Source organism: Amycolatopsis sp. NPDC004625 (assembly GCF_040609695.1).
In the GTDB taxonomy this organism is placed as follows: domain Bacteria; phylum Actinomycetota; class Actinomycetes; order Mycobacteriales; family Pseudonocardiaceae; genus Amycolatopsis.
In genome coordinates, this window is record NZ_JBEXKX010000014.1 from 88,620 (window position 1) to 100,518 (window position 11,899).

The following is an 11,899-nucleotide window of genomic DNA, read 5'->3' on the forward strand; positions in this document are numbered from 1 at the left end:
GAAGGACACAGCGGGTGGGCGAGTCGAACTGGGCCGGGAACCTCGAATACGGCGCGGACGCGGTGACGACCCCGCGGACGGTCGCCGAGATGCAGGAAGCCGTTGCGGCGGGGGCGCACGTCAAGGCCCTCGGCAGCCGGCACTGCTTCAACGACATCGCCGACACCCCGGGCGGGGTCCTGCTCGACCTGAGCGCGCTCGACGCCGGCGTCGAAATCGGCGACGGCACCGTGACGGTCGGCGGATCGGCCCGCTACGGCGACTTCGCGCAGCAGCTGCACGACGCAGGCTTCGCGTTGCCGAACCTAGCATCGCTGCCGCACATCACGGTGGCCGGCAGCGTCGCGACCGGCACCCACGGCTCCGGCCGCCGCCAGCCGGGGCTCGCCGCGGCCGTCTCCGGGATCGAGCTGGTCACCGCCGACGGCTCGCTGAGGACCTTCACCCGCGCCGACGCCGAGTTCCCCGGTCTGGTCGTCGGGCTCGGCGCGTTCGGCGTCGTCACCCGGCTCACCCTCGACGTGGTCCCCGCGTTCGACGTCCGCCAGGACGTCTTCGACGGCCTGCCCTGGGAGGCCGCGTACCGCCACTTCGACGAGATCGAAGACGCCGGCTACAGCGTCAGCATGTTCACGAACTGGGTGAACGACCGGATCGACCAGGTGTGGATCAAGAGCCGCACGGACGCCTTCACCGCGCGGGACGGCCTGTTCGGCGCGGTGCCCGCGGACGGGCCGCGGCACCCGGCGCACGCCGCCGGCGTCCCCGCCGGCAACTGCACGCCGCAGCAGGGGGTGGCGGGGCCGTGGCACGAGCGGCTCCCGCACTTCGCGCTGGCGTTCACCCCGAGCGTGGGCGACGAACTGCAGTCGGAGTACTTCGTGCCCTACCGTGACGCGGTGGCGGCGATCCGGGCGGTCCGGGAGATCGGCGACCTCGTCGCCCCGCTGCTGCTGGTCTCGGAAATCCGCGCGATCGCGGGCGACGAGCTGTGGCTGAGCCCCGGCCACGGCGGCGACCGGGTGGCCCTGCACTTCACGTGGCAGCCGCGGCAACCCGAGGTCGAGGCGGTGCTGCCGGTGCTGGAGGAGCGCCTGGCCCCGTTCGGCGCCCGCCCGCACTGGGGCAAGCTCTTCCACGGCGTCCCGTCGGGCTACCCGCGGCTGGCCGCCTTCCGGGCGCTGGCGGAAAGCCTGGATCCGCGCGGCAAGTTCCGGAACCCGTTCCTGCACCGCACCGTCTTCGGCGGCTAGGGCGTGTCCTCAAAGCCAGATGAGCACCGTGGCGAGGTCGATCATGCCTCGGTAGGAGGTGGCGGTCTTGTCGAATCGGGTGGCGATGGCGCGGAACTGTTTGAGGCGGTTGAAGCAGCGTTCGACGTTGGTGCGGCGTCGGTAGGCGACCCGGTCGAAGGCCGGTGGGCGGCCACCGGCCCGGCCGCGGCGCAGGCGGTTGGCCTGCTGGTCTCGGCGTTCGGGAATGGTCGCCGGAATGTGCCGCCGACGCAGGTAGGTGCGGATGGCGCGGCTGGAATAGCCCTTGTCCGTCGCGATACCCGGCTCGGCCGGGTCGGTGAGCGCCCGGGACCTGGCCGATGGAACTCGATGCCAGCCATGACCTGCGTGAACAGGGTGCAGTCGTTGACGTCGCCACCGGTCAACACGACCGACAACGGTCGCCCGTGGCCGTCGCAGGCGAGGCGGATCTTGGTGGTGGGTCCGCCGCGGGACCGGCCGATGGCATGATCACCTGGTTTGCTGTGCCCGCCGTCCGAGGGTGCTTCCCCTTGTGTGGGACGCGGTCGTGCGGCGGGCGTCGGCAGCGTGCTGATGGGCGCGGACGATGCTGGAGTCGACCGATACTTCGCGGTCGAGTTCGTCGATGGCCTCGGCGATCACCCGGACTTTCGTCACCAGGGTGGACAGGGTGCCGGTGCGTGACCAGCGCCAGGACCGGTTGTAGACCGTCTTCCACGCCCCATACCGCTCCGGCAGGTCGCGCCAGGCCACCCCGGTCTTGGCTTTGAACAACATCCCGTTGATCACCCGACGGTCATCGACCCGCGGGCGTCCCTTCGCACCAGACAGCGGCAGCAGCGGTTCGATCACCTGCCACTGCTCCTCGGTCAGCTCATGCCTGCGCACCAAAACTGATGATCAAAGCAGACCACTGACACCCACTTTGAGGACAGGCCCTAGGGCCGCGGCGGCGCCGTGGTGGCGCGCACGATCAGGTACGTGTCCAGCACCTGGGTCGTGTGCTCGTCGGCCTCGCCGTCGAGCAGGCCCAGCAGGATCGTCACCGCCGCGCGGCCCGCCGCCTCCGTCGGCATGGCGATCGTCGTCAGCGGGGGTGCCGAGATCGCCGCGAACACCAGGTCGTCGAAGCCCACCAGGCTGATCTCGTCCGGTACCGGCACCCCGCGCGCGTTCAGCCGCGCCAGCGCGCCGAAGGCGACGAGGTCGTTGTAGGCGACGATGGCCGTCACGTCCGCCGCGAGCGCGAGGTCCGCGCCCTGCAGGCCGCCCTCGAACACCGGCGGGAACGGGCCGAACTCGACGACGTCCGTGCCGTGGCGTGCCACCGCTTCCGCCAGGCCCTCCTTGCGGGCCCGGTCCGCCCACGACGTCCGCGGGCCGCCGAGGTAGGCGCAGCGGCGGTGGCCCAGCGCGGCCAGGTGCTGGACCGCCTGCCGCATGCCGTCGGCGGCGTCCATCACGATCGACGGGATCCCGGGTACCTCCCGGTTGAGCAGCACCAGGGTCGTCTGCCCGGCCAGCGCGCGCAGCTGGTCGTCGGTCATGCTCGGGCTGCACAGCACCACGCCGTCGACCTGCCTGGCCATCCGGCGCACCAGGTTCTGCTCGGTCGCCGGGTCCTCGTCGCTGTTGGCGAACAGCACCGCGATGTCGTCCTGCCGGGCCCGGGCCTGGACGCCGTTGAGCACGCCGGTGAAGAACGGGTTGCCCAGGTCCGAGACCACGATCCCGATGTGCCCGGTGCGCACGGCGGCGACCGGCTGCGGCGCGCCGGCCGCGTGGTAACCCAGCTCGTGCGCCGCGGCCAGCACCCGGGTGCGGGTCTGCTGCCGGACCAGGTCCGGGGACGTGAACGCCCGCGACACGGTCGAGATCGACACGTTGGCCCGGCGGGCGACGTCGTGAATGGTCACGGTCACGGCAACTCCTCGGCAGGCTCCGAGCCACATCATGGAAACTCCCCGCGGGCGTTGTCAACAAATCCTGCAAACGATGACCGACCCTTGCAGGCCGACCCGGTCTATTCCAGTAAGCGCTATCTCAAAAACGCCGCCTCCATTCGGAGTACCGGCACTTCGACGAATTCGACGGCGATGTCCCGAATATTGACACCCTCGTCGCGAACGCCCTACGGTGACGACCGGAAGTTTCTCCCGAACTCCTGACCCATTCGTCAGTTCCGCGCGGCCCGCAGCGGGTCCCGCCGATCGGAGATCCATGTCGGGGAGCCGGAGCCGCACCGTGGCGGACCCGCCGAGGCTGGCCGTCGTCGGCACGTCCGGCTACGCGTTCAGCTACCTGCACCGGGCGCGCATCCTGCACGACGAGGGCCTGGTCCGGTTCGCCGGGATGGCCGACATCCGGCCGCCGTCCGCCGCCGCGATCGCGCTCCTCCCCGAGGGCGGCACCGCGCACGCCGGCGCCGACGACCTGCTCCGCCGCTGCCGCCCCGACATCACCGTGGTCGCGACCCCGCCGCACGCGCACGTCCAGGTCGGCAGCGCGGTGCTGCGCGCGGGCAGCGACCTGCTGCTGGAAACCCCGCCGGTGCTCGACCTCGCCGGCTTCACGACGCTGACGCGGCTGGCCGCGGAGACCGGATCGGCCTGCCAGACCGGGTTCCAGAGCTTCGGCTCCCCGGCCCTGCCCGTCCTGCAGGCGGCGATCGCCACCGGCCGGCTCGGGGACGTCGTCGGCGTGGGCGCGGCCGGGGCGTGGATCCGCACCGACGCCTACTACCGCCGCAACCCGTGGGCCGGCCGCCGCTGGCTCGACGGCGAGGCCGTCGTCGACGGCGCCCTGACGAACCCGTTCTCCCACGCGGTGGCCACCGCGCTGCTGGTCGGCGGGGTCGCCGGCCGCGACCCGGCGGAGATCGCCCTCGAGCTCTACGGCACCCGTGACATCGAAGCCGACGACACCGCCTGCCTGCGGATCCGGTTCGGCGACGGGCCCGAGATCGTCGTGGCGGCGTCGCTGTGCGCCGAGCAGGACCACGAGCCCTACGTCGTGGTGCACGGCGTCAAGGGGCGCGCGAAGTTCTGGTACAAGAGCCACCGCCTCGAACTCGACGACGAGCGGGTCCACCTCGGCCCGCCCGCCGACCTGCTGCGCAACCTGATCGCCCACCACCGCGACCCCGACGGCGTGCCGCTGCTCGCGCCGCTGTCGGGCACCCGGGCGTTCGCCTCGGTGGTCGAGGCGGTGCGGGACGCGCCGTCGCCGTCGCGGATCCCGGCGGGCTGGATCCGCACGGTCGGCGAGGGCGCGAGCCGGCACCCGGTGGTCCGCGGGATCGGCGAAGAGGTCGCCGTCGCGGCCGACCGGCTGGCGTTGTTCTCCGAAATCGGCGTGCCGTGGGCGAACGCCGCCCGCCCGGCGGCGCCCGCCGAACGCACCGGCTGACCCACCGGTGCTCCCCAGCGCTGACCGGCCGGGACCGACCCGGTTCGAGTAAGCGCTTTCTCATGCTGCCCGCCGAAGGCTGAAAGCATTGCTGCACAAGGGCTATTGCGACGGTTTGCCCGTTGACACGGCTGTTGTGCACTGCCTACCGTGAGCGCGCTGACAGCGTTTTCAGAAAAGTGCTGACCGGCTGAGGACGGAGAGTTCGATGGGGCGGACAACTGAGCGTAGGACCAGGGGACGGGGTGTCGCCGCGCTGGCCGTGGTGGTCCCGCTGCTGCTGACCGGGGTGGCCGCCTGCGGCTCGGACTCCGGTGGCGGCGGTGGCGACGCCACGATCACCTTCGTCTGGTGGGGCAGCGACGGGCGGGCGAACCTGACGAAGAAGGCCGTCGAGCTCTTCCAGCAGAAGAACCCGAACATCAAGGTGCAGACGTCGTTCTCGGCGTACGCGGCCTACTGGGAGAAGCTGGCGACGCAGACGGCCGGGGGCAAGCCGCCGGACGTGCTCAACGTCGACAGCCGCTACCTGGCCGAATACGGCGGCCGCAACGTCCTGGCCGACCTGAACTCCGGGGCGGGCAAGGCGATCTCGCTCGCCGACGTCAACCCGGAGCTGGCGGCCACCGGCGTCTACCAGGGCAAGCGCTACGCCGTGCCGTGGGCGCAGAACACGCCGGCGATGATCTACGACCCCGCGGCGTTCACCGCCGCCGGGGCCGACCCGGCGAAGGGCATGAGCTGGGACCAGTACGCCGAGACGGCCCGGAAGGTCGGCACGGCGGGCCCGGCCCGCGGGGTGACCGACTTCGGCATCCTCGACACGACCCTGGAGATCTGGCTGCGCCAGCAGGGCAAGCAGTTCTACACCCCCGAGGGGAAACTCGGCTTCACCGGCGACGACCTGCGCCGCTACTGGCAGCTGGCGAGCAGGTTCCGCGACACCCAGGCCGCGTCGCCCGCGGACGTCACGGCGTCCTACAACACCTCGCCCGAGCAGTCGCCGCTCGGCAAGAAGCTGACGGCCTCGGAGTTCGCCTACGACAACCTGCTGCCGGCTTACCAGAAGGCGAACGGCAAGCCGCTGAACGTGGCGCCGTACCCGAGCGGCGCGAACGGCGACACCGGGCAGTACCGGCGGCCCTCGATGTTCCTCTCCGTCTCGGCGCGCAGCCAGCAGCAGGCGGCGGCGGCGAAACTCGTCGACTTCCTGATCAACGACCCGGAGGTCGGGAAGATCGTCGGCACCGACCGCGGCCTCGCGCCCAACCTGAAGGTCCGCGCGCAGCTGGCGGCCACCGCGACCGGCAACGACAAGACCCTCTACGACTACGAAGCCGCGCTCGAGCCGAAGCTCGGGGCCGCGCCGCCGGTGCCGCCCAAGGGCGCCGGGGCGATCCAGAAGCTCCTCCAGCGCACGTACGAAGAGGTCGCGTTCGGCCGGATGAGCGTCGACGACGCGGTGAACCGGTTCATGACCGAAGCCCAGAAGGGACTGTCCTAGCCGATGACGACCCTGCGCACCCCGGACCCGCCGGTCGCGCCGGCCGCCGCCGCGCGCGTCCGGCGCCGGGACCCCCGGGGCGGGCGCCGCCGCAAGAGCCAGCCGGAGGCGTTCGCCTTCCTGACGCCGTGGCTGCTCGGCGCGGTGGCGCTGACCGTCGGCCCGATGGTGGTCTCGCTGTACCTGTCGTTCACCGACTACGACATGTTCACGACGCCGAAGTGGATCGGCTTCGGCAACTTCGCGCACATGTTCACCGGCGACGACCGCTACCTGCAGTCGGTGAAGGTCACGCTGATCTACGTGCTGGTCTCGGTGCCGCTCAAGCTCACGGTGTCGCTGCTGGTGGCGATGCTGCTCAACACCCGCCGCGGTGCGAACGGCTTCTACCGGGCCGCGTTCTACGCGCCTTCGCTGCTCGGCGCGAGTGTCGCGGCGGCGCTGGTGTGGCGGGCGCTGTTCATGGGCGGCGGCCCGGTGAACGAGGTGCTGGCATCCTTCGGCTGGCACACCCCTAGCTGGGTCGACGACCCGCAGTTCAGCCTCGCCTCGATCGTGCTGCTGGGTGTCTGGCAGTTCGGCGCGCCGATGGTGATCTTCCTGGCCGGGCTCAAGCAGATCCCGGCGGAGCTGCACGAGGCGGCGGCGATCGACGGCGCGGGCGCGTTGCGCCGGTTCCGGCACATCACGCTGCCCATGCTGTCCCCGGTGATCTTCTTCAACCTGGTGATGGAGGCGATCCACGCCTTCCAGGCGTTCACCCCGGCGTTCGTCATCGGCGGCGGCCGCGGCGGCCCGGCCGACGCCGACCTGTTCTACACGCTCTACCTGTTCGAGGTCGGCTTCCAGGACTTCCGGATGGGCTACGCGTCCGCGATGGCGTGGGTGCTGCTGGTGGTGATCGCGATCGTCACGGCGATCGTGTTCCGGACCGCGAAGCTCTGGGTGTTCTACGACGACGCGGAGAGCACAGGGGGCCGCAAATGACTGTGCTGCCCCGAAGGGCCCGTTCGGTGGGCTGGCACGTGCTGTGCCTGGTCATCGTCGCCGTGGTGCTGTACCCGCTGGTGTGGCTGGCGTTCGCGTCGGTCAAGCCGCCGGACGAGATCCTCTCCCGCCTGGCGCTGCTGCCGACGCGGTTCGTCTTCGACGGCTACGCGAAGGGCTGGGAAGGCGCGGCCGACGTCGGGTTCGGCCGGTTCTTCCTCAACTCCTTCCTGGTGGCCGGCCTGTCGGTGGCGGCGAACGTGCTGTCGTGCTCGCTGGCCGCGTTCGCCTTCGCCCGCCTGAAGTTCCGGTTCCGGGGCGCGCTGTTCGCGTTCATGATCACGACGTTGATGCTGCCCTACCACGTCACGCTGATCCCGCAGTACGTGATCTTCCAGCAGGCCGGGCTGGTCAACACGTTCGTGCCGCTGATCCTGCCGAAACTGCTGGCCACCGAAGCGTTCTTCGTGTTCCTCATCGTCCAGTTCATGCGGGGCATCCCGCGCGAGCTCGACGAGGCGGCGATCATCGACGGCTGTTCGGTGTACCGCACGTTCTGGCACGTCGTGCTGCCGCTGTCGAAACCGGCGCTGGTCACGACGTCGATCTTCACGTTCATCTGGACGTGGAACGACTTCTTCACGCAGATGGTGTACCTGAACGACACGGAGAAGTTCACCGTGCCGCTCGGCCTGCGGCTGTTCGTGGACACCAGCAGCGAGTCGAACTTCGGCGCGATGTTCGCGATGTCCGCGCTCGCGCTGGTCCCGATCGTGCTGTTCTTCCTCGCCTTCCAGCGCCTGCTGGTGGAGGGCGTCAGCACCAGCGGCCTGAAGGGGTGACGGCGATGCGGACCCGGTGGCGGACGGGCCTCGGTGACTTTTCGGACTGCCTGCTGGCGGGGTTGCTGGTGGCGCTGGCCTCGGTGCCGGTGGTGACGGCGGGCCCGGCCTTCGTGGCGGGCTGCCGGGTCCTGGACCGGACCCGGCGTGACATCGGCAGTCCACTGTGGACGACGTTCTGGGCGGACTTCCGCTCGGCGGCCCGGGGCGGGGTGTTCTTCGGCCTGAGCTGCCTGGCGGCGGTGGTGCTGTTCGCGGTGGACCTGGCGGTGGTGGCGTCGATGCCGGGCGCGGGCGTGCTGCGGCCGGCGTTGGGGGTGCTGGCGGTGGCCGGGGTGGTGGTGGCGGTGCGGACGTGCGAGGTGGTGGCCACCGGCAGCCTCGCGCAGGGCCGTGCGGCCGGCCGGTGGCCGGAGGGCGCCGGCCACACCCCGCTCTGGCGGCCGGCGTTCGTGACCGCCGCGCGGGAGACCGCCGCCGCTCCCGGTAAGGGGCTGCTTCTCGCCGCCGCCGCCGGGATCGCCGTTCTCCTCGTCTGGATGCTGCCGATCCTCGCCCTCGTGGTGGCCGGCCCCCTCGCCCTGGCCGCGGTCGCGACCGGCGGCCGCCGATGACGCCGAAGGTGGTCGTCTTCGGCACGGCCGGGTACGCCGCCCACCACCTGCGCCGCGCCCGGGCCCTGCACGACCGCGGTGAGCTCGTCCTCGCCGGCGCCTGCGACGTCCGCGAGCCCCCGGCGGAGGCCCGCACGCTGCTGCCCGAAGGCGCCGCGCTCACCCGGGACGCGACCGAACTGCTCGCCCGCACGACCCCGGACATCGCCGTGGTGGCCACCCCGCCGCACACGCACCTGCCCCTGGCCAAGCTCGCGCTCGCCGCCGGCTGCCACCTGCTCGTCGAGAAACCGCCCGTGCTCGACCTCGCCGCCTTCGACGAACTCACCGGGCTCGCCCGCGGCCGCGCCTGCCAGACCGGGTTCCAGAGCTTCGGCTCGGCCGCCGTCCCCCTGGTGCGGCGAGCCATCGCGAACGGCGAAATCGGCACGGTCACCGGGATCGCCGCCGCCGGCGCGTGGATCCGGCGGGACCGGTACTTCGCGCGCGCCGAATGGGCGGGCCGCCGCCGCGTCGGCGGGCAGCCGGTGGTGGACGGCGCCCTGACCAACCCGTTCGCCCACGCCGTCGCGACCGCCCTGCTGGTCAACGGCACCGCCGAGGTGCGGCCGGACCGCGTCGCCGTCGAGCTCTACCGGGCCCGGGACATCGAGTCGGACGACACCGCCTGCGCGCGCCTCGGCTTCGCCGGAGCGCCGGACGTCGTCGTCGCCGCGACCCTCGACGCCGAGGCCGACCACGAGCCGTACGTGCTGGTGCACGGCACCGAAGGCCGGATCCGCTGGCCCTACAAGACCGACGTCGTCACCATCCACGACAGACAGCTTCAGGCCGGCCCACCGCGCGACCTGCTGGCCAACCTCGTCGCCCACGTCCGCGACGGCGAGCCGCTGCTGGCCCCGCTGGCCGCGACCCGGGCCTTCACCGCCCTGGTGGAGGCCGTGCGCGACGCCCCGGAACCGCGGCCGCTGCCCGGCGAGTGGATCCGGGCCGTCGGCGCCGGACCCGAACGGCACTTCGTCGTGCCGGGCGTCGACACCGACGTCGACACCGCGGCCGAGCGGCTCGCGCTCTTCTCCGAACTCGCCCTGCCCTGGACCGGCGCCGGAACGCGCGCCTGAATGGAGATGAGGTGATGGCGGTGCGTCGCCACGCGATCGTCGGCCTGGGCTCCCGCGCCCAGCTGTTCGCCCGGGCCCTGGCCGCGTCGCCGCGGGCCGAGCTCGCGGCCTTCTGCGACCACAACGAAACCCGCATGCGGGTGCACAACGGCTGGCTCGGCACGGAAGTCCCGGCCTACCGGCCCGAGGACTTCACCGCGATGCTGGCGAAGGAGCGCATCGACGTCGTCGTGGTGTGCACGCCCGACCACACGCACGCGGACTACGTCGTCGCCGCGCTGGAAGCGGGCTGCGACGTCGTCACCGAAAAGCCCATGACGACCGACGTCGAAGGCGCGCGGCGGATCCTGCGGGCCCGGCGCGAGACGGGCCGCCCGGTGCGGGTCGCCTTCAACTACCGGTACAACCCGGTGCACCGCCGGGTGCGCGAGCTGCTGGCCGGCGGCGCCATCGGGCAGGTCGGCTCGGTCGAGTTCGCCTGGCTGCTCGACACCGCGCACGGCGCCGACTACTTCCGCCGCTGGCACCGCGACAAGGCCCACTCCGGCGGCCTGCTCGTGCACAAGTCCGGCCACCACTTCGACCTGGTCAACTGGTGGCTCGGCAGCGGCCCCGAGACGGTGTTCGCGCTCGGCCGGCTCTTCTTCTACGGCGACAAATCCGGCCACGCCGGCGACCGGTTCGCGCTGGACCTCGATGCCTCGCCCAAGCTGCGCGCGCTCTACGGCGACGCCGGGCGGGAAGACGGCTACGTCCGGAACCAGGACGTGTTCGCGCCCGGCGTCACCATCGAAGACGACCTGTCGGTGCTCGTGCGCCACCACGGCGGCGCGGTGCTGAACTACCACCTGCACGCCTATTCGCCGCGCGAGGGCTACCGCGTCGCGTTCTCCGGCAGCGAAGGGCGGCTGGAACTCGACGTCCGCGAGAACGAGTACGCGGCCGGCGCCGAGCCGGTGCCGAAGCGGGCGCAGGCCCGGCTGACCGTCCAACGGCACTGGGAACCCCCGGAAGCCGTGTTCGACGGACTGCTCGGGGAGGGGCACGGCGGCGGTGACGAGCGGATGCTCGCCGAGCTGCTCGGCGACGCCGGACCGGACCCGCTCGGCTGCGCGGCCGGCCACGACGCCGGCCTGCAGGCCCTGCTCACCGGGCTGGCCGCGAACCGGTCCCTGGACACCGGCGGCCCGGTCGCGGTGGCCGAGCTGCTCGGCGAGCTCGGGGAACCGGCGTGAGCCGCGCGGCGGTGGGAGACCTGTCGCTGGAGCCGGCCGAGGCGGACGACGGCCGGGTGCGGGTCCGCCTCGGCGACGTCGTCCTGGCCGAGTACGTGGTCGCGCCGCCGACGCCGGCCGGGGACTCGCCGAAGCCGTACCTGCACCCGCTGCGCACCACGGCGGGGGAGACCGTGACCGCGGTCCGGCCGCACGACCACACCTGGCACAACGGCCTGCAGTTCACCATGGCCCACCTCTCGGGCGAGAACTTCTGGGGCGGCCGCACCTACGTCCGCGGCCGCGGCTACACCCCGCTCGACAACAACGGCACCATCGGCCACGTCCGCTGGGAAAGCCTCGACGGGGCGGGCGGCCACTGCGAACTCCGGCACGAGCTGGCCTGGCGCACCGCGGCCGGGCGGCGCTGGATCACCGAACACCGCACGCTGCGCTTCGGCGACGTCCCGGCCGGCGGCGGGCACTGGACGCTCACCTGGTCCAGCCGGCTGCGCAACACCAGCGGCCACGAGCTGCGGTGGGGCAGCCCGGTGACCGAAGGCCGCGACACGGCCGGCTACGGCGGGCTGTTCTGGCGCGGGCCGCGTTCGTTCACCGGCGGCACGGTCCGCACGCCGGACGGCCGGTCCGCGGCCGACGCGATGGGGCACCGGGCGCCGTGGCTGGCCTTCACCGGGCAGCACGACGAAAGCCTGCGGACCTCCACGCTGCTGTTCGCCGACAGCCCGGCGAACGCGGCCCACCCGACGGCCTGGTACGTCCGCGCCGAGCCGTTCCCCGTGGTCAGCTTCGCCGCCACCTACCACCGGCCGTGGCTGCTCGAGCCGGACGCGGAGCTGACCCTGACCCACCACGTCGTCGTCATCGACGGCGCCCCGGACACCGCCCGGCTGTCCGAGCTGGCGGCCCGGGCGGCCGACCCAAGGAGCTGA

Annotated in this window: 10 protein-coding genes and 1 pseudogene; 9 read left to right on the plus strand and 2 right to left on the minus strand. The window is 72.3% G+C overall.

Translation table 11 applies throughout. The features are described 5' to 3' along the window. The first annotated feature begins 14 nt into the window (after window positions 1-14). Complete coding sequence (locus ABZW17_RS18160) at window positions 15-1,253, plus strand: FAD-binding protein (protein WP_354814760.1); 1,239 nt, start codon at window positions 15-17, stop codon at window positions 1,251-1,253. Window positions 1,254-1,262: 9 nt separating this feature from the next. Here ABZW17_RS18160 and ABZW17_RS18165 read toward each other — a convergent pair. Both ABZW17_RS18165 and ABZW17_RS18170 read right to left on the minus strand, forming a co-directional pair. Then, window positions 1,263-2,147 (minus strand): annotated as a pseudogene (locus ABZW17_RS18165) (IS5 family transposase). 47 nt (window positions 2,148-2,194) lie between these two features. Then, the gene (locus tag ABZW17_RS18170; RefSeq protein WP_354814763.1) at window positions 2,195-3,178 is read right to left on the minus strand and encodes a LacI family DNA-binding transcriptional regulator; all 984 of its coding nucleotides are present in this window, start codon (window positions 3,176-3,178) and stop codon (window positions 2,195-2,197) included. 298 nt (window positions 3,179-3,476) lie between these two features. Here ABZW17_RS18170 and ABZW17_RS18175 point away from each other — a divergent pair, with 298 nt between their 5' ends. The 8 genes from ABZW17_RS18175 (at window position 3,477) to ABZW17_RS18210 (ending at window position 11,899) form a co-directional block, all read left to right on the plus strand. Further along, window positions 3,477-4,664 carry a Gfo/Idh/MocA family oxidoreductase gene (locus tag ABZW17_RS18175; RefSeq protein WP_354814766.1) on the plus strand — a complete coding sequence of 396 codons (1,188 nt, stop codon included), beginning with the start codon at window positions 3,477-3,479 and terminating at the stop codon, window positions 4,662-4,664. A 208-nt stretch (window positions 4,665-4,872) separates the two neighbouring features. Next, window positions 4,873-6,168, plus strand: a complete 1,296-nt coding sequence (locus ABZW17_RS18180; RefSeq protein ID WP_354814768.1) for an extracellular solute-binding protein — start codon at window positions 4,873-4,875, stop codon at window positions 6,166-6,168. Between the two features lie 3 nt (window positions 6,169-6,171). Beyond that, a complete protein-coding gene (locus tag ABZW17_RS18185) occupies window positions 6,172-7,155 on the plus strand; it encodes a sugar ABC transporter permease (RefSeq protein WP_354814771.1) in 984 nt (327 codons plus the stop codon). Further along, window positions 7,152-7,997: a carbohydrate ABC transporter permease gene (locus ABZW17_RS18190; RefSeq protein WP_354814774.1), complete on the plus strand. Its 846-nt coding sequence runs from the start codon at window positions 7,152-7,154 to the stop codon at window positions 7,995-7,997. The genes ABZW17_RS18185 and ABZW17_RS18190 overlap by 4 nt, the downstream gene beginning before the upstream one ends. Before the next feature lie 5 nt (window positions 7,998-8,002). Further along, window positions 8,003-8,611, plus strand: a complete 609-nt coding sequence (locus ABZW17_RS18195; protein WP_354814777.1) for a DUF624 domain-containing protein — start codon at window positions 8,003-8,005, stop codon at window positions 8,609-8,611. Then, on the plus strand, window positions 8,608-9,732 hold the full coding sequence (locus tag ABZW17_RS18200; protein ID WP_354814780.1) for a Gfo/Idh/MocA family oxidoreductase: 1,125 nt from the start codon (window positions 8,608-8,610) through the stop codon (window positions 9,730-9,732). Before ABZW17_RS18195 ends, ABZW17_RS18200 begins: the two co-directional genes overlap by 4 nt. A gap of 14 nt (window positions 9,733-9,746) precedes the next feature. Beyond that, complete coding sequence (locus ABZW17_RS18205; RefSeq protein WP_354814782.1) at window positions 9,747-10,967, plus strand: Gfo/Idh/MocA family oxidoreductase; 1,221 nt, start codon at window positions 9,747-9,749, stop codon at window positions 10,965-10,967. Next, on the plus strand, window positions 10,964-11,899 hold the full coding sequence (locus ABZW17_RS18210; RefSeq protein ID WP_354814785.1) for a PmoA family protein: 936 nt from the start codon (window positions 10,964-10,966) through the stop codon (window positions 11,897-11,899). Before ABZW17_RS18205 ends, ABZW17_RS18210 begins: the two co-directional genes overlap by 4 nt.